The following is a 25,480-nucleotide window of genomic DNA, read 5'->3' as shown; positions in this document are numbered from 1 at the left end:
GTCCGTTTTAACTGCTATTGGTGCAGTCTGTGTGTTGGCTTTGGCCCACGCTGCCCAGGCTGTTGCAGAAAACTCGCACGCAACGGGCAAGGAACCAGCGACGGTGGTATTTCTTAACCCGGGCTTTTCCAATGAGCCGTTCTGGGTCGGGTACAGCGACTTTATGCAAGCGGCCGCCGATGATTTGGGCATGCAACTGCAAGTGATCTATGGCGAACGCAACCCGCCGCAGCTGCTGGAAAAAGCCCGCAGCGCGCTGGCCCGCGACCAGCAGCCGGACTACCTAGTGTTCGTAAACGAAATGTATATCGCGCCGGAATTGCTCAGGCTGTTTGCCGATAGCCCGACCAAGCTGTTTTCCCTGCACAGCACCCTGACGCCCGAGCAACAGAAAATTATTGGCGCCTCGCGTGAGCAGTACCGCAACTGGATTGGTAGCCTGATCCCCAATGATGAGCAAGCCGGTTATTGGATGGCCAAGGCCCTGATCGCCAAGTTACAGGGCAAGCCCGGTAGTTTGTTGGCCTTTGCCGGAGTGCGTTACACGCCATCCTCTAGCCTACGTGAGGATGGCTTGCACCGTGCCCTGCGCGAACACCCGGAAATCAAGCTGCAACAGATGCTGCAAGGGGAGTGGAAACGTCAGCGTGCCTATGAACAGGCGAAGCTGATGTTGCCACGTCATCCCGAAGTACGGCTGGTGTGGTCGGCTAATGATGAAATGGCTTTTGGGGTCATGCGAGCCGCGCAGGAGCTGGGCAAACAGCCTGGTAAGGATATTTACCTGTCGGCGCTGAACAATTCGGATGAGGTGCTGCAGGCCTATATCGACGGCACGATTGATGTTCTGGTCGGCGGGCATTTTACTTTGGGTGGTTGGGCCATGGTGATGTTGCATGACTACCATGCCGGGCAGGATTTTGCAGCGCGCGGCGGTAAGGACCGGGTTGATCAGCTGTTCAGCCTACTGAATGTCAAACAGGCCGCGCACTTGCAGCAGCGCCTCAAGGTGCCAGGTTACGGTCTGAACTTTCGTCAGTTCAGCGCGGTGTATCAACCGCAGATCAAGGACTACCAGTTTTCCATCAAGCCGCTGCTGCAATAAGTCAGACACCTGCCAGGTGCAGCACCAGTTTGACGATGCCGAAGATCACCAGCACAAACACGCCCGTGAACAGCACACCGAGAATGATGAAGTGACTGGGCTTGCCGCGGGTGAAGTCACGGCTGCGGTTCTTCCCGCTCTGCACCCCGAGCGCTGCACTCAACACGCTTTGCAGCATCTCCCATAGCGTCAGCGGTTTGTTGTCCTCTTCGCTCATAGGCACCTCCTGCGTTGCTTTAACTGGCTATGCTACGTACTAGGCTTTATTGACGCGCTCAGTGGACGCTGGGTACTTCACGAGCTTAGCCGCAGGCCGACGTGGCCGCTGCACCAGCTCACCCGAACAGTTTGGGCAGGTGCCCTGGAGGGTGTGCTCGGCGCACCCGCGGCAGAACGTGCATTCGAATGAGCAAATCAACGCATCGGTTGAGTCTGCTGGCAGGTCGCAGTCACAACACTCACAGTTTGGACGCAATTGCAGCATGACAGACTCCTCAAAATCATTTGTTTGCTGAGCATAAGCGCTAATGCGCAGGCGCAGCAAAGCTCGGTCGTCAAAACACCTGCAAGGCTTGTGGGTGAATTCGTAAGGGAAAGACGCGCAGGACAGTGCGGCTTAGAGGAGTTAAGGGCTCTGACACAGAGGGGCCGATTGGCAGCTCAGAGCCCTTGTTGCAGCAGCCGATTACTCCGGCATGCTCCATGGCTCCAGGGCGAAACCTTGCTGACTGAGCTGCTCGCGGGACTGCTTGAGCACGTCGGCAAATTGCACCGGGTCGCTGTAGATGGTGCTGGACAGTTGAGTACGGCCGAGCAGGCGGGTGCTGGTACGGTCGATGACACTCAGGCTGAGGTTGCCAGTGCCATCTTGCGGGGCCCAGGCGACGCATTGGAAAGGTTGAAAGGCGCGGTCGGCAATCAGCAAGGCTTCGTTAAAACGCAGCGGTGCGTTCATGGGGTCGGTTTCTCCGAGGTGATCCCAAATACACAAGGGCAAACGGTGGACTCACGCTTGCCAGTCATAAGCGTTGATGAACGAAGCTGACTGCTAAGTCACATGTTGTCGAAGAAATGCAAGAAATTGTCCGATAAATCACAGTTTTAATGGCATAAGCCGAGAAACAGCGCGAGGAATGCGGGCTTTAGGCGCCTTCACGGCCCTCGCAGGCAGCCAGCATCTGGCGCAGGTAGGCGGCGACATAGCGTTGAAAACCTCGGTCGTTCCAGTAACCGAGATGGCTCAGCGGGGTATGCCGCTTGTACCAGGGCCCTACTGGCATGGCGCGGTCTTCCGCGACCACCGCGGCATAACTGGGTAGCGGTCGCAGCGGGTAACCCAGTGGATCGGCGGGAGCATAGAGGTTAAGCCAGCGCGCCTGAGCGGTTACCGCATCGGTCAGGCAGTGGCCGGGGAAGCGAATCGGCACAACAGTGTCATAGGCAAAGGTGAACAGCGGGATATTGCAGCCGAAGGTAATTAGCCCGCTCAGGGTTTCTAGTGCCAGAAAGGGATCGAGCGGGCAGCTTTCGGTTTTGTTGATGCGCTGCTGGTCCCAGGCAAAGTTGGAGAAGATGTGCCCGCCCAACGAGTGCGCCAGTACTACCAACGGGGTATCGGCATCGACCTTGGCGCGCAGGGCATTGAAACCGCTGCGCAGGCATTGATGGACTTCTTCATAGGTGGTGTCGTAGGCCTCGCTGACTTTGCGGTATCCGCTGGCATCACCGAGAAACAGCGTGACAATGCGCCGTAACCAGCGCCAACGCACCGGCTGGTTGCGCAGCTGGTCGAGGAACACCAGTTGGCGCTTGTCCAGCACGCTGGCCCAGTACAGCGTTTGAAAGGCCACCTGGTTGGCCTCAACACCGAGGCGCTGGCGTAACCCGGCGATCATGTTCTGCGCGAAGTCGTGCTGACCTTCGTCGTTACGCAAATCGGGCTGCGTTCCGATGCCGTGGATAATGGCGACTGCGAGTTTCATCCGGCCCATCCCTGGTCTTGTCTGCGTGGCGGCTATGTTCGCGCACGGATTATCAAAGTGTTTGCAGGCGTTCACCGAGGCGGCCGCTGTCGACCAGTTCGAGAAACTCGTCGCCAAGCCGCTGGCTCTCACTCATGGCCGTGCGCCAATAGCGCTCGCGACCGGCATCATCGCCCAAGTAACGGCTGAAGTCCTTGCGGTCAGGGAGCTTGCCATGGGGCAGGCGTGCCAGGTAATCACGTGACGGGGCCAGCAGCACTACATCCTGCAGACGCCCAGCGTCGCCGCGCCGCCAGGGCATGCCCTTGTCGAACCAGCCGGGGATGACCCTATCAGTGAAGTGCGGGTAGAGCACGATGTCTTCGCCGCTGTATGGCAGGTCGAGGTGATAGTCGAGCAGGCCGCCATCTCGGTACGTACCGGGTCCGGCACCGGGAATATCACGCACCCCTTGCATGACCATGGGGATAGAGCCGGAAGCCAGCAACGCATGGCGCAGATTGCCGCTGTCGAGCTGTAGATAACGCGACGGAAAGTCGCTGAGCGTGCCCAGCGGCGGCGCCAGACGGGCATCGTGCAGAATCACCCGCTCGAAGTGCTTGGCCAGGCGCGGGCGGCCCAGCAGGTTGCTGCCTATCACCGACGACAAGCCCAGGCCGAGGGCGCCGCGATGATCGTGCTGCAGCAGGCCATGGCTTTTCACCACGACGATATTCAAGCGGTAATGCGGGTTGCTGAGGATGCTGGAGGCGTCGTTGCCCAGCAGTTGGTCGAGCATCAGGCTGCAGCTGTTCGACACCTGCGCCATGCTCACGCCCTTGGCAAAACGCTGTGAGGTATACAGCTCGCCAAGGCGGCGCAAGCCGGCTGCCGCATCCGGCAAACAGGCGCTGGCGAAACGCCAGGAACCGATAGAGGCGCCAATCAGCGAACGCTCGCGTGGCGCACGTTGCAGCCAGTCGCCAAACAGCGCCAGATCCAGCCCTTGAATCCCCAAGGCCTTCGGGCCGCCTGCTGCGCCCGGCAGAATGCCGACATCGGCTGGCTGCAAGCCGTGCTCGCGAATGCGCGCGAGGGCGCGATTGCCGGCCTTGATTGTCAGGGCAGGGGACTTGATAAATATCGCACTCATGCTGGCCTCCATCACGCAAGGCAGCGATTATAGGGCCCTGAATGGCCAGGCCAAGCGACTTCAGCATATGAATGATGGGGGCATGGGTCGGGATAAGTCAGTGTGTGAGCCCTGCCTTGAGCACATTCAGCTTGAGTTAAGTCGTGTGCAGTAACTTGGACGCTGTCGAAAGCCAATTCCATAAGGAACTTGAACATGAAAATCCTGACTGTTGCATTGACCGCTGCCGCCCTGAGCCTGACTGCCGGTTTGGCTCAAGCTCGCGACCTGAGCCCTGACGAAACGCTGAAATTACGTGACGCCGGCACCATCCAGGCCGTTGAAAAGCTCGACGCCGCCGCCCTGGCTCTGCACCCAGGTGGCAAGACTGAAGACACCGAGCTGGAAGAAGAGTACGGCCGCTATATCTACCAGGTCGAAGTTCGCGACGCCCAAGGCGTGCAGTGGGACGTTGAGCTGGACGCCACTAACGCACAAGTGCTGAAGAACCAACGAGACGATTGATGAACACCACTGTTGGGTTTGTTCGCGCACTCCTGGCCTGCTTGCTGCTGACGCTGACGTTCAGCAGCAGCGCGCGCGACCTGGATCAGGATGAAGCGCTACGCTTGCGTCGCGAGGGCTTGATCATGCCCCTTGAGCAACTACTGCACAAAGCCATGCAGCGCCATCCTGAATCAATGCTGCTGGAAGTTGAGCTGGAAGAAGAGAATGGCGTCTTGGTTTATGAGGTCGAATTGGTGACCGAGGAGGGCATCGTGCGTGAGTTGGAGCTGCATGCCAGCACCGGCGAAGTGCTCAAGGACGAGGTGGAAGACTGAATGCGCCTATTGCTGGTTGAAGACAACGTGCCGCTGGCTGAGGAGTTGTTAGCCGGCCTGACTCGCCAGGGTTATGCAGCGGACTGGTTGGCTGACGGCCGTGATGCCGCCTACCAGGGCGCAACCGAACCCTATGACTTGATCATTCTCGACCTCGGCTTGCCTGGCAAACCGGGGCTTGAGGTGTTGCAGGAATGGCGGGCGGGCGGCCTTAGCACCCCGGTATTGATCCTCACCGCGCGTGGCTCCTGGGCGGAGCGCATCGAAGGGCTTAAGGCCGGCGCAGATGACTACCTTAGTAAACCCTTTCACCCTGAAGAGTTGCAACTGCGCATTCAGTCCCTGCTGCGCCGTGCCCATGGCCTGGCCAATCAGCCGCAGCTGGAAGCCGCCGGTTTGCAGCTGGATGAGGGCCGGCAATCGGTGCAGCGCAATGGCCAGGAGGTACAGCTGACCGCCGCCGAGTTCCGCTTGTTGCGCTATTTCATGTTGCATGCTGGACAGTTGTTGTCGAAGAGCCACCTGGCCGAGCACTTGTATGACGGCGAGAGCGAACGCGACTCGAATGTCATTGAAGTTCATGTCAACCACCTGCGGCGCAAACTGGGCCGTGAAATCATTGAAACCCGTCGCGGCCAGGGTTATCGCTTTAGCGGGGATGCTGCTTGAGGTCAATTCAGCGACGCCTGAGCCTGGGCCTGATCAGCGTACTGCTGGTGATCGGCCTATTGCTGGCACAAAGCAGCCTCTGGCTGTTCGATCGCAGCCTGCGCAGCTATCTACAGACAACCTTGCAGGATGAAACGCAGACCCTATTGGGGGCGGTAGTGCGTGGTGCCAATGGCTTGCAGCTGGATGAGCGACGCCTTAGTGCAGCGTTCAAACGGCCTTATTCGGGGCTGTACTTCCGTATTGACCTAGGCGATCAAAGCTGGCGCTCGCGCTCCCTCTGGGACCGTGACCTGCAACCGATTGAAGCTGCTGGTTTGCAGGAGGCGCTGAGCGATGGTCCGCAAGGCCAGCAATGGCTGGTGTACCGCGCCGACTATCAGCGTTATGGCCGGCCCATTGTGATTCACGTGGCGCGCGACTACAGGCCCATGCTTAACAGTTTCAATCAGGTGCAAAAGATTGTCCTGGGCCTGGGGATTACCGCCCTGGTGCTGATTCTGTTACTGCAGCGATTGATCGTCAGGCGCGCATTACGACCGCTGGAGAAAACCCGCAGACAGCTGCTGCAGCTGCAACAAGGCCAACGCAGTCAGTTGGATCAGCAAGTACCGCTGGAGCTTGAACCGCTGGTGGCGCAAATCAATCACCTGCTTGCGCATACCGAAGACACCCTCAAGCGCTCACGTAATGCGTTGGGCAATCTTGGCCATGCGTTGAAAACGCCACTGGCAGTGCTAGTCAGTCTGGCCAGTCGGGAAGAGCTCAAACAATTGCCGCAGCTGCGTGAAAGCCTGAACGGGCAGCTGCAGCAGATCGAACAACGCATCGCCCGTGAACTAGGCCGCGCCCGCTTAGCCGGCGAGGCCTTACCGGGGGCACATTTTGACTGCGCTAGCGAGCTACCGGAGCTGTTCTCAACCTTGGCGATGATCCATGGCAACCACCTGCAACTGGACTGGCAGGCCGAGCCCGGTTTGCGTTTGCCCTGGGACCGTGAGGACCTGCTGGAACTGCTCGGCAACGTGCTGGATAACGCCTGCAAGTGGGCTGACAGCCAGGTGCAGCTGCAGATCGGTAAAGTGGGCGAGGGTTATCAACTGCTGATTGAAGATGATGGCCCGGGCATCGATGCCGCGCAGCGCGACGACGTACTCTGCCGTGGCAGCCGCCTGGATGAGCAGGTGGCCGGTCATGGCCTGGGCCTGGGCATCGTGCGCGATATCATCGATGCCTGGGCCGGGAGTTTGCAGCTGGCAGACAGTCCCTTGGGAGGGTTGCGCGTCACCGTCAGCTTGCCGGTGGTGAAGCGCACCTGAGTCGTTCAGCGCGCCTCACATGCCGTTGGCAAATGCCGGATTGCTTGTATCGATGTTGGCGCGCACCGGGCCCAAGGCGTGCGCGTACTTGGCCAAAATATCCAGCGTGTAATCGATGCGTGAATGCAGGCGCTGGTCGTCTTCACTGCTTGGCTCGGGCGTGTTTAGCACCTTCTCGACGCTGCGCACAATCAGGTGCTCAGGCAAGTAGCAGAGGCGGCAATTCTTGTAGCTGGAAGCGCGCAATTCGCTGATTGGGTAACCCCCGCCAATTCCCGATGATACTCCCACTAGCAGCCCTGGCTTGTGCGCCAGCTCGGCCTTGCTGGAGTAGATAAAGAAGTTCTTGATCGCCGGGCAGGCCATGCCATTCCACTCCGGCGCGATAATCACCACGGCATCGGCGGCGGCCAGTTGCTTGCTGTACAACCCCCAAGGGCCGATGTCGTCGGCGGGCCACAGCGGCAGGGGCGCAAGGCCCAGGTCAATCACATTGCTCTGTGCATCGTCGGTGTGGCCCAACTGAATCAGGCGCTGACGCAAGAAGCGGGCGACCTTGCCCGATTGGCTGTTGCTGCGGCTGGAACCAGCCACCAGAGCGATATTGAGCATCGTGCACCTTCAATAATTTATGGGTCATAAATGAAAAACGCAGGCTAACGATCGTTAGCCTGCGTCACAAGGAAACAGCCGCCAGGGTGATGGTCCGATAGAGCCACCCCTGACAATTAAACGCGGAACTGGTCCATTAGACTCTGCTGGTGATTGGCCAGTTTGTTCAAACCTTGGCTGATTTTTGCCGACTCATCGGCCTGTACAGAAATCGACTCGGTGACATCGCGGATCGAGGCCACGTTGCGGTTGATCTCTTCGGCCACCGAGCTCTGCTCTTCGGCGGCACTGGCAATCTGCAGGTTCATGTCGGTAATCACGCTGACCGCTTGACTGATCCGTTGCAGCACGGCCACAGCCTGTTCTACCTGCTCGACGCTGCCCTGGGCCTGCCGATGGCTGCTGTGCATGGTGCTGACCACTTCCTTGGTGCCGCTTTGCAGGCCTTCGATCACTTGGCGAATTTCCTCCACTGAATCCTGAGTACGTTTGGCCAGATTGCGCACTTCATCGGCCACCACAGCAAAACCACGCCCGGCCTCACCGGCGCGGGCGGCCTCAATGGCGGCGTTGAGGGCGAGCAGATTGGTCTGTTCGGCGATCGAGCGGATCACTTCGAGTACCGAACCGATCTTCTCGCTGCTGTTGGCCAGGCCCTCGACCTCCTGCATGGCCACGTTCATTTCATTGGCCAGCAGTTCGATGGTTGAAGTGGTCTTGCCAATTACGCTCATACCTTCGCTGCTGGCTTGGTCGGCGGTGCGTGCTGCCTCTGCGGCCTGGGCGGCGTTGTGTGCAACATCTTGCGCGGTGGCGCTCATTTCCTGGAATGCGGTGGCGACCTGATCGACTTCGCGGTATTGCTGCTGCATGCCGTTGCTGGTTTGGCTGGCGATCAGTGCGGACTGATCGGCCGTGCTCCGGGCGTCCTGCACGCTGCGCTTAACGTCAGCGATGATCGGCTGCAGCTTGTCGAGGAAGCGATTGAACCAACTGGCCAGTTCGCCCAGTTCATCCTGTTTGGCATATTCCAGGCGACGGGTGAGGTCGCCTTCGCCGCTGGCGATATTTTTCAGCATCGCCGCTACACCGAGAATTGGCCGAGTGACACCCAGCGCGGTTAGCCAGATCAGCAGAATACCCACCACGCCGGCAGCTAACCCCAGGCCTAAAGACACGGCGGTGCTGCGTGTGCCCATTTCATCCATTTGCGCCTCAAGGCGAGCGGCCGGGGCCAGCAGAACCTTTTCTGGCACCTCCATTAACACGCCCCAGGGTTGTGACTCGGGGATAGGCAGCAGCGGCTGCAGTACTTGCAGCGCCCCTTCATGGTGCAGAGTTTCCGGTCGATTGCTTGCAACCAAACTGAGTATTTCTCGATGTTGGTCGGTGTAGGCTTTTTCCAGCTTTCCGCCTAGCAGGCTGCTGTCGCGGCTATGGCCGGCGAGCAAGCCCGCCGGGCTGATGATGCTGACATGACCAGCGCCGTCGAACAGGCCTTGATGTGCGCTGGTACTCAGCTCCTGCAGGCTGGTCAGGCTGATATCCACGCCGAGTACGCCGATCACTTTGCCGCCTTGTTCCAGCGGGAAGGCGATGCTCGTCATCAGGGTTTTTACCCCGTCGGCATCATCGATATAGGGGTCGAGCAGGCACACCTTCTTTTGCTGCAACGGGCAGCTGTACCAGGCGTTATAGGGCGCACCGCTGATACCCGGAGTGGTGTCGTTGAGGTTCTCTTCGGTCATGGCCTCGGAACTCAGCTCGCCATCATCGCCCTGTGACCAGTAGATAGAAAAACGACCTTTGTCATTGCTACCGAGATTTTCCTGATCGGCAAACAGGTCATCCTTGCCGTCCAGCGCGTTGGGTTCGAATGCAACATAAATGCCCAGCAAACTGCGGTTGGCTTCCAATGCACTGCGTACCTGACGAGTCAGGTCTTCACGCAGGTCAAAGGCATCGAGAAAGCGTTTTTCGGCCTGTTCACGAATAAACAATACCTGCGTGGCCGCACCGCGCCCGTACTGATAGGCGTCCATAAAATAGCGCTGGATCTGCAACGCCTGAGATTCGCCGCGCGCCGACATACGCAACTGCGCGGACTCCTGCAGCATGGTCGAGCTGGCCTGCTTGACCAGGCTGGCGCTGCGTGAGGCCTGAATGACCGAGGCCGAAACCAGCACGGCAACAATAGCCAGCAAGCACAGGCCTGCCAGTAGGGTGATCTTCAACTGGATGGAAAGTCGGCTGAACAGCATTTTCAGGACCTTTTTATGACTGAGGCTTAGAGCGCCTATCGGCGCTTAGGGGCATTTCTTTAAGTTTCAGGTTAAGTAAAGCAGAGCGAATCGCAGGCCAGTAGGGCCCTTAAAGTCGCAGGGTGATCGAAATTAGCAACACCTTGTACAGAATAAATTACGGGTGTTTTGACAGGTCAGTCAGCATTGTGCAGAGTACGCGCCCTTCGCCGAACCGGCGCAGCATCCAGAGAAGGTCGAGACCCTTCGCGGACCTCTTTAAATTGCGGGAGTAAATCGATGAACGCAGTCGTTGCGGCAGTGGGGATCATGCTGATTCTCAGCTTGTGCCGTGTGCATGTGGTGGTAGCTTTGATCGTCGGCGCCTTGGCCGGTGGTCTGCTCGGCGGGCTGGGGATCGAAGGCTCGCTGGCGGCTTTCAATAAAGGCCTGGGCGGCGGCGCGACAGTGGCGTTGTCCTATGCCTTGCTCGGTGCCTTTGCCGTGGCAATTGCAAAATCCGGCCTGGCCCACGCCCTGGCGGACAAGGCGCTGGCAATGGTCGGCAAGCAGGACGCCAAAGGCGCAGGGTTGCTAAAGTGGCTGCTGATCGCGCTGTTGCTGGCGGTGGCTATTTCCTCGCAGAACATCCTGCCGATTCATATCGCCTTTATCCCGCTCCTAGTGCCGCCACTGCTGTATGTACTGAGTAAGCTGCAGCTCGACCGTCGCCTGATCGCTTGCGTGCTGACCTTCGGCCTGATTACGCCTTATATGTTTTTGCCGGTGGGTTTTGGCGGGATTTTCCTCAATGACATTTTGTTGGCCAATGTCGCCAGCGGCGGCGTCGATACCCAAGGCTTGGACGTGACCAAGGCTATGGCGATTCCAGCACTGGGCATGCTGTTCGGCTTGCTGGTGGCGGTGCTGTTCAGCTACCGCAAAAAGCGTGTGTACGACCTGAGCAAGATTGAGCAGGCCGAGCGCGTGGATGTTGCCTACAACCCGTTGAGCTTGCTGGTAGCGGGCGTGGCGATCGTCGCGGCGTTTGTCGTGCAGCTGTGGCTGGACTCGATGATCATCGGCGCATTGGTCGGTTTCATCATTTTCTCGGTGTCCGGCGTCGTGCGCTGGAAAGAGGCCGATGGCCTGTTTACCGAAGGCATGAAAATGATGGCGATGATCGGCTTTATCATGATCGCCGCCGCCGGTTTTGCTGAAGTGATGAAAGCTACCGGTGAGGTAAAAAGCCTGGTTGACAGCTCCGCCGAGCTGATCGGTCACGACAAGGCGCTGGGCGCGCTGTTGATGCTGCTGGTCGGTCTACTGGTCACCATGGGCATTGGCTCATCGTTCTCCACTGTGCCGATCATCGCGGCAATCTTTGTACCGCTGGGCCTGCAACTGGGCTTCAGCCCGCTGGCCATTCTGTGCATCGTCGGCACTGCCGGCGCGCTGGGGGATGCCGGCTCGCCAGCCTCCGATTCGACTCTCGGTCCAACCGCCGGGCTTAACGTCGATGGCCAGCACAACCATATCTGGGACAGCGTGGTACCGACCTTCCTGCACTACAACCTGCCCCTGTTGGTATTCGGTTGGGCAGCAGCTATGGTGATTTGATCGGGTTAGGGGTCGTCTGAAGCGCTACAGCTCTAGGTGACTCAACCTTTCAGCGGGGCTACCGATATACCGGTAGCCCCGTTTTTATTCCGCTGTATCGCTTAGCAAGGACTTGCCCGATGCGTCTTACATTAAAAGCAAAAGTAGTGCTTCTGGCGCTGGTTCCGGTGGTGCTGTTTGCCCTGGTACTCAGTGGCGCCGCCGCCAAGGTGCTGCAAAATCTGGCAGCCCAGGAAGTCAACGAAACCCGCGAGCGCCTGCTGCAGGAGAGCCGTAACGAGCTGCAGCATTACGTACAAATTGCCCTGGGTTCGGTGCAGTCGCTGTATGACGGTGCCGCGCAAGGCGATATGGCCAGCCGCGAACAAGCCGTCGCCATCCTGTCGAAAATAAAATTCGGCAAGGACGGTTACTTCTTCGGCCACGACTCCAATGTGGTGCGCCTGTTCCGCGGCGACAGCCCGGTGGATGTGGGCAAGAGCCTGGCCGATCGCCGCGATCCGAATGGTGTGTACATCAATCGTGAACTGGTGAATGTCGCCAAGAACAACAGTTACTACGTTAATTACAGTTCGCCACTGCCGAGCAATGATGCGGTGCTGGTACCGAAAATGGCCTACAGCTACTACCTGCCGAAGTGGGATATGGCTTTGGGCACGGCAATCAACCTTGACGGTGTCGAGGCGCAAATTGCCCAGGTACAGGTTGAGATCGACGAGCGCATCAGCACCATCATCACCAGCATCATGGTGATTGCTGCCGTGTTGCTGGTGGTGTTTGGCATCGTTGGTGTGGTGCTGAGCAACACCTTCCTGCGCCCGCTGCAGCAGATCAAGGACAACCTCGATGACATCGCGGCCGGTGAAGGTGACCTGACGCGCCGCCTGCCAATCAATGGCGACGATGAGCTTGGGCAACTGGCGGGCTCGTTCAACCGCTTTGTCGAAAAGATCCACGGCCTAGTACGACAGATCGTCGACATGACCGGCCAGCTGACCGAGCTGGTTGGCCAGGTATCGGCCCAGACGCAGCGTTCCGAAGAAGCCATGGAGCGTCAGCGCCATGAGACCGATCAGGTGGCAACTGCCATCAATGAAATGTCCGCTGCCGCCCATGAAGTCGCGCAAAGCGCTCAAGGCGCAGCAGAAGCGGCGCAGAAGACCGACACCGAAGGCCAGGCCGCGAAGAAGGTGGTCGATGGCAGCATCGAGCGCATCCATACCCTGGTGCAGGACATCCGCGACAGCGGCGTATCCCTTGACACCCTGCAGAAGGACGTCTCGTCGATTGTCAGCGTGCTCGACGTGATTCGCTCAATCGCCGAGCAGACCAATCTGCTGGCTCTTAACGCCGCCATTGAGGCCGCGCGAGCCGGTGAAGCAGGGCGCGGCTTTGCCGTGGTGGCCGATGAAGTGCGCGCGCTGGCCAGTCGTACGCAGCAGAGCACTCAGGAAATTCAGGGCATGATCGACCGCCTGCAGAAGGGTACTCAGGATGCCGTGACATCGATGCGCCGCTCCAGCGATGCTGGTGATGTCACCAGCGAGCAGGCCAATCTGGCCGGTACCTCGCTGGATGCCATTGCACAATTGATCGGCACCATCAACGCAATGAACGCGCAGATCGCCAGCGCCGCGGAGGAGCAAACCGCCGTGGCCGAAGAGATCAACCGCAGCGTGCACAAGATTGCCGTGGCGGTGGACAGCGTGGCCGACGAAACCCAGCAGGGCGCACAGACCGCGCGCAACCTAGCTGGGCTGGGCGAACGCCTGGGCGCACTGGTGCGCCAGTTCCGCATCTAGCGCCTGACGCTGCAACATCTAAAGGGAAGCCAGGCTTCCCTTTTTATTTTCCCGTAGGAGCGGGCCAGGCCCGCGACAATCGTTTCGCGGGCATGGGCTAGGCGCCCCCGCCGCTCCTACAGAAATAACCCTCCGGCAGATAACCGCAGCAGCTTAAAAACCGTAGCGCTATATCCAATAAATATGTAGCACTGTGGTATGCAGGAGTTTCTTGGACTAGCGTGCATAAATCGCCGGGCCCGCTTGAAGTTTAAGCAGCGGCGACACGTTTGGGTGCGCGTAGTTACTGCTGCTTTGGTGCGGTTTATGAGCAGCTTCCAGTAGGGAATGGCTGATTCGGGTAACAACTGGAGGTGCTTCGTATAACGGCTCGGGTATGTGGACCCATCGATAACAACAAGATGAGGGACTCACCATGTCTGTAGCGATAGCACTTCGGCGCTGTGCCGCGCCGCTGATAGTTTCGGCCCTGGCCATGCCAGTGCAGGCCGAGGAGGGCGATTACAACTTCTGGCAAACCCTGAGCAACCTGGTCGTGGCACCGGCGGCGGATAACAAGGTCACCCCGGCGCAACGCCTCGGCCCGTACCCGCTGCTGGCCAATCCGGGCGGTTTCAACAGCGGCTTCAAACCGGCCAATTACTACGCCTGGCAAACCGTGCAGATGGCCCCGCAAACCGGCGCCGTGTGTGGCAACGGCTCGCCGTACAAGTTCTTTGTCAACCGCGTGCCCAATACCCGCAACACCATCATCTATCTTGAGGGCGGCGGGGCCTGCTGGGACTACGCCAGTTGCACCGGCCAGAGTGGCATCCGCGGTGCGCGTAACCCCGACGGCATTCCCAATGACTACATGAGCCTGCTCAACCCGGGAGCCAGTCTGGTCAGTCCGTTTGTGGTGCGCCTGCATCCCTGGACGCGGGTGAAGACTCAAAACTGGAACATGGTCTACGTGCCGTATTGCACCGGTGACATCTATTCCGGCGACAAGGTCGCGGTCTATCAAGATCCACAAAGCCAGCAGGCGCCGCTGATCTGGCACCACAACGGCCTGCGTAACATGCGTGCGGTAGTGGGTTGGTTGAAAGACAACTTGCCGCGACCTACGCAGATGCTGACCACCGGTTGTAGCGCTGGCGGTGCTGGCAGCCTGACCAACTATGCGCCGACCCGGCAGGACATCGCACCGACGCGCAGCTTCCTGATCAACGACTCCGGCCCGGTGTTCTCGGCCATCAGCGGCGGTGGCAACGAGGCTTATCCATCCTTGCCGTTGCAAAGCTTTATCCGCAATGCCTGGGGGCTGGATGCCGGGCCGTTGACGTACCTGCAATCGCGTTTGCCGGGGCTTAACCTGAACGACCTGGGCACTATCTATCCAGCGTTGTCGAGCAACCTGGCGGGTGACCGCATGGGTCATACGCACTTCTGGAAGGACCTGAATTACTCGTCCTATTCCTACGAGCGTTTCTACCCGGAGATCATCAATGCGCCGAATCAGGCCGCCAAGGAGGCGCTAATCCACGCCAAGTGGGATGTGGATACTGGCAGGCTGCGTAACGAGCTGGCTAACCTGCCGAATGTCGGTGGGTACTTTCCGCAGTACCGCGCGGTCAATGAAAGCCACTGCACCAGCATCATCGAGTTTGCCAATTCGGATATTCAGGAGCAGAACCTGCAGCTGGATGACTTCGTCAATAACGTGATGAATGGCAGCGGCCCGGTACTGGATGCTTCCGAGCAGAGCGACACCGCCGACCGCAACAAACCCTTCAACCTGCTGTACTACGCGCTCGACCAACTACTGTAACGCGCTGACCCGACCTGAGTAGCCTGCTCAGGTCGGGTTATTGATAGTGCTGTTCGCGCGCCTGCTGCAGGCGTTGCCGCAGGTACTCATCACGGCTCAAGCCATCGGGAAAGCTGTCCATGCTCAGGACTTCCTCAACGATGCGTTTCTCATCGATCTTGTAACGACGAAACTCGGCGCTGGGCGTCGCGGCCTTGGCTTCGCGCTCGGCGCTAATCGCCTTGTAGCGGGCGACCAGCGCAGCGGCCTGATCTTTCTGCGCTTGTTCATCGCCAGTGGTGAGCTGAATCAGGCCCAGTTGCAGTAACAGCGACTCGCTCATGGCCAGTTCACTGCGCTGCTCGTAAGTTTCGATCTGCTCACGCAAGGCCTGCGCCTGGCTTTCACGTTGCGCGGGTGGCAGCTCAGCGGCGCCGCTGACAAAGCTGCGGTAGGCCTGATGGAACGCCAGGCGCTGCTCTTGGTTTTTCACGGCGGGGTTTTGCAGCAGCTCCTCTAGCTGCGCCTCAGTGGGCATCGGCGTTGCCGGGCTAACGCCCGAGAGCACGCTTGCGGAGTTGTCGGCCTGAATGGGTAGAGTTGCTACCTGCGGCTCGCTTTGCAGGCGCCAGTAGAGAGTGCCGAGCACCGCAATCAACACCAGCCCGCCACTGATTAGAAAAGGTTTTCCCTGCACCGGCTATCTCCTGAATGACGCCGCACCGTGCGGCGTTTTCAGCTTAGCAGGGTGTTGAAAAACCTAGGCGAGGCACTCAGCGCTTCTTACTAACCCAGGCCCAAAGCATTTCGCACTGGATCGGCTGGATTCCGGCTTCATCGGTCACGGTCACGGCAACTAGCACTTCGCCTTTTTCCTGGGTGTGGATGGCTTGAATCTGCTCGGGTGTCAGGCTTGCCACGGCGCGCAGGCTGCCGGTGGCGCGCTTGAGGTAGTCGACCTTGAGGCTTTTGATCAACGGCAGTTTGTCATCGGGCACGTTCATGCCGACCAGAAAACCCGTGGCGGATTCAGCCAGAAGCGCCATGGCGGCGGCATGCACGCCTTTGATGTGGTTCTGCACCTTGCGCGTGTTGGCGATGCTCATCACCGCCTGCTGTTGGGTCAGCGTATGCACGCGCACCTTGGCGGTGCCGGCGAACTTTACCTGGGAGCCAAACAGCAGTGACAGCGCCGGGCTTTGCAGAGCGCTGGGCAGTTGCTGGATCTTGCCGACGATACGGCTCAAGCGGTTGCTGGACATGCTGATGCTCTTTGCGCAAAGGGAAGGGCATGAGTCTGTCACAGCGAAATGTGACCGGCCAGGGCTGACCGGTCACATTATTTCGAGTCGATTAGAGCAATCGACGACCGTCTTCGCGGGTGATGATCACGGTGGCCGAGCGCGGACGCTGACCGGGACCATCGGGCCAGGTGCTGAGCAGGTTGGTCGCCGTTGAGCCTTCACCCGGATGCTGGATATTGACGAACAGGGTGCGGAAGTCCGGGGTCGCGGTGATGCCCGTTACCTCGGCGCCCACAGGGCCGACCAGAAAACGTTTCAGCTCACCGGTGCGCGGTTCGGCAACCAGCATCTGGTTGTTGCCGAATGGACCACCGCTCAATTGGCTGCCGCTCATGTCGGTCTGGATCCACAGCCGGCCTTCCTCGTCGAACCACAGCCCGTCAGGGCTGGCCAGGCGATTATCAGCAGTCAGTGGTTTGCCATTCGGTCCGATGCTGTCGGTCTCCGGCCCAGCCAGCATAAACAGGCTCCAGGCAAACTGGCGGCCGGCGTAATCCTTGCTCAGCTCACGCCAGCGGATGATATGGCCGAACGCGTTGGCTGGGCGCGGATTGGCGGCATCGGTGCTAGTCCGGGCACTGTTGTTGGTCAGGGTGAAGTACACCTCGCCATTGTCCGGATTGACCGCGCCCCATTCCGGGCGGTCCATCTTTGTAGCGCCGACCACGTCAGCTGCCAGACGGGTATTGATCAACACCTCACCCTGATCGGCAAAGCTCACCCCAGCGGCCTTGCAAGCTTTCTGAAACTTCTTGTCGTTGATATCCAGCGCGAGCCATTCACCCTTGCCGCTGTTATCAAAGCGCGCGACATACAGCGTGCCTTCGTCCAGCAGCCGGCCATTGCTGCGCCCTGGGCGGTACTTGTCGCGGCTGACGTATTTGTAGATGTACTCGTTCTGCGAATCGTCGCCGGAGTAGCACACCACCGGACGGCCCGATTTTACCGGGGCGAACACCAGGCCTTCGTGGGCGAAGCGGCCGAGGGCCGTGCGTTTGACGGGAACGGACTCCGGCGCGAATGGGTCGATTTCGACGATCCAGCCAAAGTGATTGGGCTCGTTGCGATAGTCCGCGCTGGCGGTGGTGGTGATGCGCGTGGCATCGAAACGCTCGAACTCATCACCCTTGAGATGATCCCAGCCATAGCGGCTGCTGCTGCGCAGGCCATAGCGGCTCAGCTCGCGCGGCAGGTCACTGTCACGGGTGGCAAAGTAGCCGGCCCAGTTCTCTTCGCAGGTCAGGTAGGTGCCCCATGGCGTGAAACCGTGGGAGCAATTGTTCAGAGTGCCGCGAGTGGCCGTGCCTTTCGGGCTGTAGCGGGTTTTCAACAACACATGGCCGCGCGCCGGACCGCTGATCTGCATGGGTGTGGCACCGGTAATGCGGCGGTTTCTGGCGCTCGGCAACACCGTCCATTCGCCATTCAGGCCACGGCGGACTTCCACCACGGAAACGCCGTGGGCGTTGATCTCCTTGCGTACTTCTTCGGCGCTGCTGCGTTTGCCGGCCACCAGCGTTGGGCCATTGGGGTGCAGCAGGGGGGCGTCGACGTATTCGTGGTTGAGCACCAGCAAGCCGTGATCGCTTTTCTTGCCGCCGCGCTGCGCGTCAATCGGGAAGAAATGCATGCCGTCATGGTGCATGCCCAGTTGCTCGGCCTGATCTTGGGCGCTGTTGCTGCCGTCACTCAGATAAGCCGGGTAATTACCGGTGATCGGCGTACCCCAAGGGATAAAGGTAGTGGCGCGGTAACCGGCCGGTACGCTGATGCTGTCTAAGCGGTTGGTCGCGATAGCCGTGAAGGGCAGCTTGCTGCGCGGTCTAAAGTGCAGTTTTTCCAGGCCTTTGGCGGCTGGCTCTGCCGCAACCGCGGCGCCAGGCATAACACTGCCGAGAAACGCCAGGGTGCCAAGCGCGGCGCCGGCGGCCAACACTTGTCGACGGCCGACGCCGTCGATCAGCTGATTAATATGCGGGTTGCTGGACGCGTTGCTGGGCAATTCATCGCCGTTGCCGAACAGTACGGCTTGGTCATTATCGAGGCTCATACAGGCTCCTTGGATTAATCGACGGGTGCCTGACGCTATCCAAGAAAATTGACGTAACCATGACAGTGGCTGTGCGAGCGCGCACAAAACCGGAAGAAGGGCGAATCGCAGGCCAAAAAATGGCCGGAGGCATTTTTAACGTCGCCCAGCGATGGCTAGAAGGGTGGCCGCCATGGATGGCAGGCCATAAAAAAAATCCCAGCATTTCTGCTGGGATTTTCTAAACACCCTTCAACCTTGATCGTGGCCTCGGTTGAGTGAGCCGGTTCTTAGCTGAACTGGTTCATGGTGTTGTCTTTGCCGCCGGCTTTCAGAGCCGCTTCACCTGCGAAGTACTCTTTGTGAGCGTCGCCGATGTCGGAACCGGACATGTTCTGGTGCTTAACGCAGGCGATACCTTGGCGGATCTCCTGACGCTGAACGCCTTTCACGTAGGCCAGCATGCCTTGCTCTGCGAAGTAACCTTTGGCCAGGTTGTCGGTGGACAGCGCGGCGGTGTGGTAGGTCGGCAGAGTGATCAGGTGGTGGAAGATACCAGCCTGAGCGGAACCATCACGCTGGAAGGTACGGATCTTCTCGTCAGCAACCTGAGCCAGCTCGGTTTCGTCGTAATCGACGCTCATCAGCTTGGTGCGGTCGTAGGCGGAAACATCCTTGCCTTCAGCAACAAAGGCATCGAATACCTGCTGACGGAAGTTCAAGGTCCAGTTGAACGATGGGCTGTTGTTGTAAACCAGCTTGGCGTTCGGGATGGTTTTACGGATTTCGTTAACCATTTCTGCGATCTGGCCGACGTGTGGCTTCTCGGTTTCGATCCACAGCATGTCAGCGCCGTTCTGCAGCGAAGTGATGCTGTCCAGTACGCAACGCGCTTCACCGGTGCCAGCACGGAACTGGAACAGGTTGGACGGCAGACGCTTAGGTCGCAGCAGCTTGCCTTCGCGGTTCAGAACCACGTCGCCGTTCTTCAGGTCGGCAGGGGAGACTTCTTCGCAATCCAGGAAGGAGTTGTACTGGTCGCCCAGGTCGCCCGGAGTGTTGGTAACAGCGATCTGCTTGGTCAGGCCAGCACCTAGGGAGTCGGTACGCGCAACGATCACGCCGTTGTCGATGCCCAGCTCGAGGAATGCGTAGCGAACAGCGTTGATCTTGGCCAGGAAGTCGGCGTGAGGAACGGTCACTTTACCGTCCTGGTGGCCGCACTGCTTCTCGTCGGAAACCTGGTTTTCGATCTGGATGCAGCAAGCACCCGCTTCGATCATCTTCTTGGCCAGCAGGTAGGTGGCTTCCGGGTTACCGAAACCAGCGTCAATGTCGGCAATGATTGGCACTACGTGAGTTTCGTAGTTGTCGATCTGGTTCTGCAGGTCAGCCGCTTTGGCGTTGTCGCCAGCAGCGCGGGCAGCGTCCAGAGCGGTGAACAACAGGTCCAGCTCACGGGCGTCAGCCTGGCGCAGGAAGGTGTACAGCTCTTCGATCAGGCCGGAAACCGAGGTTTTCTCGTGCATGGACTGATCCGGCAGCGGACCAAAATCCGAACGCAGAGCAGCAACCATCCAACCCGACAGGTAGAGGTAGCGCTTGTTGGTAGTCTTAAGGTGCTTCTTGATCGAAATCAGCTTCTGCTGACCGATGAAACCATGCCAGCAGCCCAGGGACTGGGTGTAGACGGAGGAGTCAGCATCGTACTCAGCCATGTCTTTGCGCATGATGTCGGCAGTGTACTGAGCGATTTCCAGACCGGTTTTGAAGCGGTTCTGGGCGCGCATGCGGGCCACGGACTCAGGGTCGATAGCGCTCCAGCTGCTGCCGGCGGCCTCTTTGAGTGCGGCAATGGCTTTGATGTCGTTTTGATAAGCTGACATGGTCAATCCTTCAAAGTATGTGTTTGGTTGAGCACCGACTTCCCCACTGGTGTTGCTGGAGGTTGTTGCAGCCAACTGCAGAACGCCGAGACATCGACTTGAGACAGAATTGATCCGGGAGGAGGTTGACGAGCTAAACAGTTCGCGGGCTTCAGCTGTTGCAAATGAGCGGGTCATTTGGCGTTTACCGACAAGATGCCGGTGGACGACTCAACTTGCTGTGCGTATTGCGCGCTGTTGCTAAACGCTTCCCCGTCCCTCAGGACAACTTCGTTCCAGTCGCAATCTCATCGAACGGCCTTGTGGGCTTTACAACGCAAATCGGCTCGGACGGTAAGTTGGAGCGCGATTCGGAGGGCCTTTCAGCACCTCTGATTAGCGGGAGCGGGGCCATCATGCCTCTGCCAAAAGCCTTCGTCAATAATTTTGTAGTGCTTTTTGAATGACTACTACATAAATCCAGAAACGACCGATAAGTCAGCTTTTACGGCTCTACCCGGCGGTTTGCGGGCCTTGGCCATGGCTATGAGGTATTTGCTTTGCGGCGGCGGCGAAGACCAACCGATGAGTGGTTATTGGCGTTGGGCCTGGGCGGCCCAGCGTGATGGCGGGACGCCGCAGGTTAGTTCACCACGTCGACCTTGACGCGCATGTTCATATCTTCACGACCCTGGGTTGAGCGGTGTTGCAGAAAGTCGCCTTGTTCGCTCTGGCTTTGCTCGCTAACGCCGCCGATGCTGATCCACTCGCCCAGCCGTCCACTGACACGGGTATCGGTACTTTGCACATCAATGGCGCCGGGCTGCGACTGGCTAAGCCGGTCACGGTTGCTGCTGATATTCAAATGCACCCGATCACCGCTGAGGCTTGCAGTGACATAGAAACCGCGGGTGACGTTGCGGTACTGGGTGTTGCTGTAGGGCTGGCCGTACGCATCACGCCCGCGGGTGGTCAGCGGCACGCTCTGGCCGACCTGAATCAGCGCCGGGTAGCCCTCGGTGGCCTGCACCTGTTGGGTGCCGCCGCTGCGGCTGTCGGTGCTGCGGCGGATGATGCGTACCTGGTCGCGGCCATTGATTTCGCCCTGGCCGATCTGCACCTCGGCATCGCCGGCGCTGATCGTGCCATCGGCGCGGTAGCCGCGATCCGACTGAAAGCCCGATTCATTGGTGTCGACGCTGATAAGCAGGCGCCGTGGTTCAGTGTCGAGTTGCTGCAGCAGGGCGCGCACTTCGGCAATCTTCGCCGGTTCGGCATTGACGATCAGCTGGTTGCCATAGGCGTTGACCTTGCCCTCATGGCCGAGCACCGATTGCACCACGCTGAGCACCTCATCAGCTGTGCGGAAATTCAGTGGAATCACTTCGGTAGCGGCGCTGAGGGACAGGCTACAACTAAACAGCGCGGCGGCGAGCAGGGCGCGAACCTTCATAGCAGAAAACTCCGTAAATCAGCGTCAGTGATGCTGGTGTCCCAGGCTTGATCAAACTGCGCGCGGCGTTGGCGGTTGCGGCCGGGGTCCTGGTACAGGGCATAGCCGCTGGCCTGGCCAATTTCTGGCAAGAGCAGCAAGCCGCGATCATCTGCCAGCAGAAACGCTAGCTCCTCACTAGGGTAGTCCGGGTGCAGCTTGCGGATCTGCAGGTTGGAGGACAGTCGGCGCGAAAGGCTGAGCAGGCTGTGGCCTTCCTTGACTGCACGGCTGGGGTCGCGCAGCAGGATGCGCAGTTGATTGCGCGGGCTGGCCAGGAGAAAACGGGTGCAGGCGTCTTGCACGCTGCTGTGGTGGTAGAGCCAGGGCTCCAGGTCATGGCTGTAGATGCACAGGCTACGTTGCGCTTGTTGCAACAGCGCGAGGGCATGAGCGCGGGCCTGTTCGGGCTGGCTGAAGCGCTCCAGCATTGCATGCGCGCCGAGGATAAACGGCGCCGGCTCCGCGCGCGGGCTATCCGGACTGGGGCTGCCTGGATTGTGCACAGCAAAACGCCCCGGTGACTGAAACTCGATGGCGGGGAGCTCTATAGGCTCCAGCGGCTCGGTAGGGTCACTCGGGGCGTTTTCGTCGTTCATTTCGGCCTCTAGGCGCTATGACGCACCATATCCACGTGGGGGATGCCGGCGTCGAGGTATTCCCCGCTGACGATGGCAAACCCGAGCTTTTCATAGAAGGCAGTGGCGTGCACCTGGGCGCTGAGCATTTGTTGCGTCAGGCCGCGTTTTTCCGCTTCGGCGATCACCGCCTGAATCAGCGCCACACCCACGTTCAGGCCGCGCCAGTCCTTTAGTACCGACACCCGGCCGATATGGCCATCGGGCAACAGACGTGCGGTGCCGATGGGGTAGTCGCCTTCCAGGGCCAGAAAATGCACAGCATCGGCGTCTTCGGCATCCCATTCGAGCTCCGGCGGCACCGCTTGTTCCGCGATAAACACGGTTTCGCGAATGCGCCGCAGGTCAGCGTTGTCCTTCTGCCAGTCGGCCAGGCGAACGTGTATCTCACTCATCAGCAAACTCCAGGCTGCCTTGTTTGACCAGTTCAACCAACAGGTTACGCCCTTCGTCATCGGCAAGCCACGCGCCGAGGTTTTCGATATGCAGGGCATCGGCCGCGCACACCAGTTTCAGCAGTTCACGCAGGTTGGCCGAGAGCAGGCGGCTCTGGCCACTGGCGAACAGCACCAGGTCGTCGCCGACTTCCGACCAGGCCATGCGCGCACTGGGGTTGCGGATCAGGATCGCGCCATTTTCCAGGCCCGCGAGGAAGCCTTCTTCGTCGATCTCGATGCCGGCAATCAGCTCCGGGTACTTGGGTTCGGTCATAAACTGGCCGAACCAGGTCATCAGCAGGCGCTCATCGCTCATGTGTTCGGTGAGCAGAGCCTTGAGGCGATCCAGGGCATCGCGCTGGATCTGCGTCGGATCGCTGGTCGGCTGCGCGTCGGCATCGCTGTAGCGCTCTTCGTCAGGCAGGAACTGGCCGAGAAAATCGGTGAAATGAGTCAGAACTTCAGCAGCGCTTGGCGCACGGAAGCCTACGGAATACGTCATACAGTCATCCTCAGCGGTACCACAGTGGGCCAGAAGCGGCGGCAGATAAAGCATGTCGCCGGGCTCCAGAACCCATTCTTCAGTTTTAACGAATTCAGCGAGGATCTTCAGATCCGCGTGTTGCAGTGTCGGGCTATCGGTATTGCACTGCTGGCCAACCTGCCAGCGGCGCTTGCCGTAACCCTGCAGGAGAAACACGTCGTAGTTGTCGTAGTGCGGGCCTACGCCGCCGCCCGGGACGGCGAAGCTGACCATCACGTCATCGATGCGCCACTTTGGCAGAAACTTGAACTCTTCCAGCAGCTCGGCCACTTCCGGGACGAATTGGTCGACCGCCTGCACCAGCAGGGTCCAGTCGCGCTCGGGCAGTTCGGCAAAGGCGTCCTCGGCAAACGGACCGCGGCGCAGTTCCCAAGGGCGCTCGCCGTGCTCGATGACCAGGCGCGATTCGATTTCTTCTTCCAGCGCCAGGCCTGCCAGCTCGTCTGGGGAAATCGGGCTTTCAAAACCGGGGATGGCTTGGCGTACCAGCAAGGGTTTCTTCTGCCAGTAATCGCGCATGAACTCGCGCGCGGTAATACCACCCAGCAGTTGTAGCGGAGTATCAGGATTCATCGCTAAGCCCTTGATGTAAGTAAATACCCATAAATAAAAACGCCCGGCGCAGCCGGGCGTCTGGGAGGCTGTTGCCGTTTAGATGCGCTTGGCCTGGGCGACCGCGTTGCCGATGTAGCTGGCAGGGGTCAGGAGCTTGAGCTCGGCCTTGGCCTCTGCTGGCATGTCCAGGCCGTCGATAAAGGTCTGCAGCGCTTCGGGGCTGATGCCCTTGCCGCGAGTCAGTTCCTTGAGTTTCTCGTATGGGTTCTCGATGGCGTAACGACGCATAACGGTCTGGATCGGCTCGGCAAGGACTTCCCAGCAGGCGTCCAGGTCGGCAGCGATACGCGCTTCGTTCAGCTCCAGCTTGCTAATGCCCTTGAGGCTGGCTTCATAAGCAATAACGCTGTGAGCGAAGCCGACACCGAGGTTGCGCAACACGGTGGAGTCGGTCAGGTCGCGCTGCCAGCGGGAGATCGGCAGCTTGCTGGCCAGGTGCTGGAACAGCGCGTTGGCGATACCCAGGTTGCCTTCGGAGTTCTCGAAGTCGATCGGGTTGACCTTGTGCGGCATGGTCGAGGAGCCGATTTCGCCGGCGATGGTGCGCTGCTTGAAATAGCCCAGGGAGATATATCCCCAGATATCACGATCGAAGTCGATCAGGATGGTGTTGAAGCGGGCGATAGCATCGAACAGTTCGGCGATGTAGTCGTGCGGCTCGATCTGCGTGGTGTAGGGGTTGAACTGCAGGCCCAGGTCACCTTCGATGAACTGGCGCGCGTTGGCTTCCCAGTCGATCTGCGGGTAGGCCGAAAGGTGGGCGTTGTAGTTGCCTACGGCGCCGTTGATCTTGCCCAGCAGCGGTACGGCTGCTACCTGAGCGATCTGGCGCTCCAGGCGGTAGACCACGTTGGCCAGTTCTTTGCCTAGGGTGGTCGGCGACGCCGGCTGACCGTGGGTGCGCGAGAGCATTGGCACATCGGCGAACTTGATCGCCAACTCGCGAATCGCTTCGGCAGTCTGGCGCATAAGCGGCAGCAGTACGTCGTCACGACCGGCACGCAGCATCAGGGCGTGGGACAGGTTGTTGATGTCCTCACTGGTGCAGGCGAAGTGAATAAATTCGCTGACTTTGTCCAACTCAGGCAGCTTGGCGGCATGTTCCTTGAGCAGGTACTCCACGGCTTTGACGTCGTGGTTGGTGGTGCGCTCGATCTCTTTGACGCGCTCGGCGTGCTCGACGGCGAAGTTGTCCGCCAGCTCATTGAGTACCGCGTTGGCTTCAGCGGAGAAGGGCGCCACTTCGGCAACGCCTTCGTGGGCGGCCAGGCGCTGCAACCAGCGGACCTCAACCAGTACGCGGAAACGGATCAGGCCGTATTCGCTGAAAATTGGGCGCAGTGCGCTGGTTTTGCCGGCATAGCGGCCATCAACGGGGGAAACCGCGGTGAGCGAGGAAAGCTGCATGGGAGGCGTTCTCGGACAATCGGGCATTGAAAAGGGCGCGTATCATACATGAAATCGG

The 25,480-nt window shown here is 59.4% G+C and carries 23 protein-coding genes and 2 pseudogenes; 8 read left to right on the top strand and 17 right to left on the bottom strand.

All coding sequences use genetic code 11. The features are described from left to right. Nucleotides 1-40 precede the first annotated feature (40 nt). A complete protein-coding gene (locus tag AACY25_RS09360) occupies nt 41-1,105 on the top strand; it encodes an ABC transporter substrate-binding protein (RefSeq protein WP_445262143.1) in 1,065 nt (354 codons plus the stop codon). Nucleotide 1,106: 1 nt separating this feature from the next. On the opposite strand, the gene AACY25_RS09355 is transcribed toward AACY25_RS09360, so the two are convergent. The 5 genes from AACY25_RS09355 to AACY25_RS09335 form a co-directional block, all read right to left on the bottom strand. After that, entirely contained in the window at nt 1,107-1,322 is a 216-nt protein-coding gene (locus AACY25_RS09355; protein ID WP_339524068.1) for a DUF2970 domain-containing protein, read from the bottom strand. A gap of 39 nt (nt 1,323-1,361) precedes the next feature. Then, nucleotides 1,362-1,589 (bottom strand): DUF1272 domain-containing protein, encoded by a 228-nt coding sequence (locus AACY25_RS09350; protein ID WP_339524066.1) that lies wholly within the window; start codon nt 1,587-1,589, stop codon nt 1,362-1,364. A gap of 201 nt (nt 1,590-1,790) precedes the next feature. Next, nucleotides 1,791-2,060 carry a hypothetical protein gene (locus tag AACY25_RS09345; RefSeq protein ID WP_090253619.1) on the bottom strand — a complete coding sequence of 90 codons (270 nt, stop codon included), beginning with the start codon at nt 2,058-2,060 and terminating at the stop codon, nt 1,791-1,793. 187 nt (nt 2,061-2,247) lie between these two features. After that, nucleotides 2,248-3,087: a hypothetical protein gene (locus AACY25_RS09340; RefSeq protein ID WP_339524063.1), complete on the bottom strand. Its 840-nt coding sequence runs from the start codon at nt 3,085-3,087 to the stop codon at nt 2,248-2,250. A 52-nt stretch (nt 3,088-3,139) separates the two neighbouring features. After that, the gene (locus AACY25_RS09335; RefSeq protein WP_339524062.1) at nt 3,140-4,219 is read right to left on the bottom strand and encodes a patatin-like phospholipase family protein; all 1,080 of its coding nucleotides are present in this window, start codon (nt 4,217-4,219) and stop codon (nt 3,140-3,142) included. 195 nt (nt 4,220-4,414) lie between these two features. Here AACY25_RS09335 and AACY25_RS09330 point away from each other — a divergent pair, with 195 nt between their 5' ends. From AACY25_RS09330 to AACY25_RS09315, 4 genes are read left to right on the top strand one after another with little or no spacing between them, the layout of a single operon-like run. Beyond that, nucleotides 4,415-4,723 carry a PepSY domain-containing protein gene (locus AACY25_RS09330; protein ID WP_339524061.1) on the top strand — a complete coding sequence of 103 codons (309 nt, stop codon included), beginning with the start codon at nt 4,415-4,417 and terminating at the stop codon, nt 4,721-4,723. Continuing rightward, a complete protein-coding gene (locus AACY25_RS09325; RefSeq protein WP_339524060.1) occupies nt 4,723-5,040 on the top strand; it encodes a PepSY domain-containing protein in 318 nt (105 codons plus the stop codon). Before AACY25_RS09330 ends, AACY25_RS09325 begins: the two co-directional genes overlap by 1 nt. Then, nucleotides 5,041-5,709, top strand: a complete 669-nt coding sequence (locus AACY25_RS09320) for a response regulator transcription factor (RefSeq protein WP_339411187.1) — start codon at nt 5,041-5,043, stop codon at nt 5,707-5,709. Next, nucleotides 5,706-7,028, top strand: a complete 1,323-nt coding sequence (locus tag AACY25_RS09315; RefSeq protein WP_339524059.1) for an ATP-binding protein — start codon at nt 5,706-5,708, stop codon at nt 7,026-7,028. Before AACY25_RS09320 ends, AACY25_RS09315 begins: the two co-directional genes overlap by 4 nt. 15 nt (nt 7,029-7,043) lie before the next feature. Here the strand turns inward: AACY25_RS09315 and AACY25_RS09310 are convergent, their stop codons facing one another. From AACY25_RS09310 to AACY25_RS20965, 3 genes and pseudogenes are all read right to left on the bottom strand, one after another. Beyond that, complete coding sequence (locus AACY25_RS09310) at nt 7,044-7,640, bottom strand: NADPH-dependent FMN reductase (protein ID WP_339524058.1); 597 nt, start codon at nt 7,638-7,640, stop codon at nt 7,044-7,046. Nucleotides 7,641-7,756: 116 nt separating this feature from the next. Beyond that, nucleotides 7,757-8,269, bottom strand: a pseudogene (locus AACY25_RS20970) (methyl-accepting chemotaxis protein); the annotation flags it as partial. A gap of 345 nt (nt 8,270-8,614) precedes the next feature. Then, nucleotides 8,615-9,682: pseudogene (locus tag AACY25_RS20965) on the bottom strand (PDC sensor domain-containing protein); the annotation flags it as partial. 498 nt (nt 9,683-10,180) lie between these two features. Here AACY25_RS20965 and AACY25_RS09300 point away from each other — a divergent pair. From AACY25_RS09300 to AACY25_RS09290, 3 genes are all read left to right on the top strand, one after another. Then, nucleotides 10,181-11,500, top strand: a complete 1,320-nt coding sequence (locus tag AACY25_RS09300; RefSeq protein WP_339524055.1) for a Na+/H+ antiporter family protein — start codon at nt 10,181-10,183, stop codon at nt 11,498-11,500. Between the two features lie 119 nt (nt 11,501-11,619). Beyond that, a complete protein-coding gene (locus tag AACY25_RS09295; RefSeq protein ID WP_339524054.1) occupies nt 11,620-13,302 on the top strand; it encodes a methyl-accepting chemotaxis protein in 1,683 nt (560 codons plus the stop codon). A gap of 415 nt (nt 13,303-13,717) precedes the next feature. Beyond that, nucleotides 13,718-15,112 carry a pectin acetylesterase-family hydrolase gene (locus AACY25_RS09290; protein ID WP_339524053.1) on the top strand — a complete coding sequence of 465 codons (1,395 nt, stop codon included), beginning with the start codon at nt 13,718-13,720 and terminating at the stop codon, nt 15,110-15,112. Between the two features lie 37 nt (nt 15,113-15,149). Here AACY25_RS09290 and AACY25_RS09285 read toward each other — a convergent pair whose 3' ends face one another. The 9 genes from AACY25_RS09285 to purB form a co-directional block, all read right to left on the bottom strand. Further along, nucleotides 15,150-15,788, bottom strand: coding sequence for a hypothetical protein (locus AACY25_RS09285; RefSeq protein ID WP_339524051.1), 639 nt, complete (start codon nt 15,786-15,788; stop codon nt 15,150-15,152). A gap of 76 nt (nt 15,789-15,864) precedes the next feature. Next, complete coding sequence (locus tag AACY25_RS09280) at nt 15,865-16,353, bottom strand: DUF4442 domain-containing protein (protein ID WP_339524049.1); 489 nt, start codon at nt 16,351-16,353, stop codon at nt 15,865-15,867. A 91-nt stretch (nt 16,354-16,444) separates the two neighbouring features. After that, nucleotides 16,445-18,445, bottom strand: coding sequence for a PhoX family protein (locus AACY25_RS09275; RefSeq protein WP_339524047.1), 2,001 nt, complete (start codon nt 18,443-18,445; stop codon nt 16,445-16,447). A 269-nt stretch (nt 18,446-18,714) separates the two neighbouring features. Further along, the gene (locus tag AACY25_RS09270) at nt 18,715-20,310 is read right to left on the bottom strand and encodes an isocitrate lyase (RefSeq protein WP_339524045.1); all 1,596 of its coding nucleotides are present in this window, start codon (nt 20,308-20,310) and stop codon (nt 18,715-18,717) included. A gap of 622 nt (nt 20,311-20,932) precedes the next feature. Beyond that, nucleotides 20,933-21,742 (bottom strand): secretin N-terminal domain-containing protein, encoded by an 810-nt coding sequence (locus AACY25_RS09265; RefSeq protein ID WP_339524043.1) that lies wholly within the window; start codon nt 21,740-21,742, stop codon nt 20,933-20,935. Next, the gene (locus AACY25_RS09260) at nt 21,739-22,380 is read right to left on the bottom strand and encodes a DUF7931 domain-containing protein (RefSeq protein ID WP_339524041.1); all 642 of its coding nucleotides are present in this window, start codon (nt 22,378-22,380) and stop codon (nt 21,739-21,741) included. Before AACY25_RS09260 ends, AACY25_RS09265 begins: the two co-directional genes overlap by 4 nt. Before the next feature lie 8 nt (nt 22,381-22,388). Continuing rightward, nucleotides 22,389-22,814, bottom strand: a complete 426-nt coding sequence (locus tag AACY25_RS09255) for a GNAT family N-acetyltransferase (protein ID WP_170049946.1) — start codon at nt 22,812-22,814, stop codon at nt 22,389-22,391. Further along, on the bottom strand, nt 22,807-23,973 hold the full coding sequence (locus AACY25_RS09250) for a ribosomal protein uL16 3-hydroxylase (protein ID WP_339524037.1): 1,167 nt from the start codon (nt 23,971-23,973) through the stop codon (nt 22,807-22,809). Before AACY25_RS09250 ends, AACY25_RS09255 begins: the two co-directional genes overlap by 8 nt. A gap of 78 nt (nt 23,974-24,051) precedes the next feature. Next, nucleotides 24,052-25,422, bottom strand: a complete 1,371-nt coding sequence (gene purB, locus AACY25_RS09245; RefSeq protein WP_339524035.1) for an adenylosuccinate lyase — start codon at nt 25,420-25,422, stop codon at nt 24,052-24,054. Nucleotides 25,423-25,480 lie beyond the last annotated feature (58 nt).

Origin of the sequence: Pseudomonas sp. EA_35y_Pfl2_R111 (assembly GCF_963970955.1) — a bacterium.
Taxonomy (GTDB): Bacteria; Pseudomonadota; Gammaproteobacteria; order Pseudomonadales; family Pseudomonadaceae; genus Aquipseudomonas.
The sequence above is the reverse complement of the archived record's forward strand: the minus strand, read 5'-3'. Positions and strand labels throughout refer to the sequence as shown.

What these genes read in the sequence shown, in the direction of transcription:
- AACY25_RS09335 (WP_339524062.1), bottom strand. Translation starts at nt 4,219, where the DNA reads ATGAGTGCGATATTTATCAAGTCCCCTGCCCTGACAATCAAGGCCGGC.
- AACY25_RS09255 (WP_170049946.1), bottom strand. Translation starts at nt 22,814, where the DNA reads ATGAGTGAGATACACGTTCGCCTGGCCGACTGGCAGAAGGACAACGCT.
- AACY25_RS09275 (WP_339524047.1), bottom strand. Translation starts at nt 18,445, where the DNA reads ATGAGCCTCGATAATGACCAAGCCGTACTGTTCGGCAACGGCGATGAA.
- AACY25_RS09340 (WP_339524063.1), bottom strand. Translation starts at nt 3,087, where the DNA reads ATGAAACTCGCAGTCGCCATTATCCACGGCATCGGAACGCAGCCCGAT.
- AACY25_RS09270 (WP_339524045.1), bottom strand. Translation starts at nt 20,310, where the DNA reads ATGTCAGCTTATCAAAACGACATCAAAGCCATTGCCGCACTCAAAGAG.
- AACY25_RS09320 (WP_339411187.1), top strand. Translation starts at nt 5,041, where the DNA reads ATGCGCCTATTGCTGGTTGAAGACAACGTGCCGCTGGCTGAGGAGTTG.
- AACY25_RS09330 (WP_339524061.1), top strand. Translation starts at nt 4,415, where the DNA reads ATGAAAATCCTGACTGTTGCATTGACCGCTGCCGCCCTGAGCCTGACT.
- purB (WP_339524035.1), bottom strand. Translation starts at nt 25,422, where the DNA reads ATGCAGCTTTCCTCGCTCACCGCGGTTTCCCCCGTTGATGGCCGCTAT.
- AACY25_RS09260 (WP_339524041.1), bottom strand. Translation starts at nt 22,380, where the DNA reads ATGAACGACGAAAACGCCCCGAGTGACCCTACCGAGCCGCTGGAGCCT.
- AACY25_RS09280 (WP_339524049.1), bottom strand. Translation starts at nt 16,353, where the DNA reads ATGTCCAGCAACCGCTTGAGCCGTATCGTCGGCAAGATCCAGCAACTG.
- AACY25_RS09300 (WP_339524055.1), top strand. Translation starts at nt 10,181, where the DNA reads ATGAACGCAGTCGTTGCGGCAGTGGGGATCATGCTGATTCTCAGCTTG.
- AACY25_RS09290 (WP_339524053.1), top strand. Translation starts at nt 13,718, where the DNA reads ATGTCTGTAGCGATAGCACTTCGGCGCTGTGCCGCGCCGCTGATAGTT.
- AACY25_RS09325 (WP_339524060.1), top strand. Translation starts at nt 4,723, where the DNA reads ATGAACACCACTGTTGGGTTTGTTCGCGCACTCCTGGCCTGCTTGCTG.
- AACY25_RS09350 (WP_339524066.1), bottom strand. Translation starts at nt 1,589, where the DNA reads ATGCTGCAATTGCGTCCAAACTGTGAGTGTTGTGACTGCGACCTGCCA.
- AACY25_RS09345 (WP_090253619.1), bottom strand. Translation starts at nt 2,060, where the DNA reads ATGAACGCACCGCTGCGTTTTAACGAAGCCTTGCTGATTGCCGACCGC.
- AACY25_RS09265 (WP_339524043.1), bottom strand. Translation starts at nt 21,742, where the DNA reads ATGAAGGTTCGCGCCCTGCTCGCCGCCGCGCTGTTTAGTTGTAGCCTG.
- AACY25_RS09310 (WP_339524058.1), bottom strand. Translation starts at nt 7,640, where the DNA reads ATGCTCAATATCGCTCTGGTGGCTGGTTCCAGCCGCAGCAACAGCCAA.
- AACY25_RS09295 (WP_339524054.1), top strand. Translation starts at nt 11,620, where the DNA reads ATGCGTCTTACATTAAAAGCAAAAGTAGTGCTTCTGGCGCTGGTTCCG.
- AACY25_RS09355 (WP_339524068.1), bottom strand. Translation starts at nt 1,322, where the DNA reads ATGAGCGAAGAGGACAACAAACCGCTGACGCTATGGGAGATGCTGCAA.
- AACY25_RS09250 (WP_339524037.1), bottom strand. Translation starts at nt 23,973, where the DNA reads ATGAATCCTGATACTCCGCTACAACTGCTGGGTGGTATTACCGCGCGC.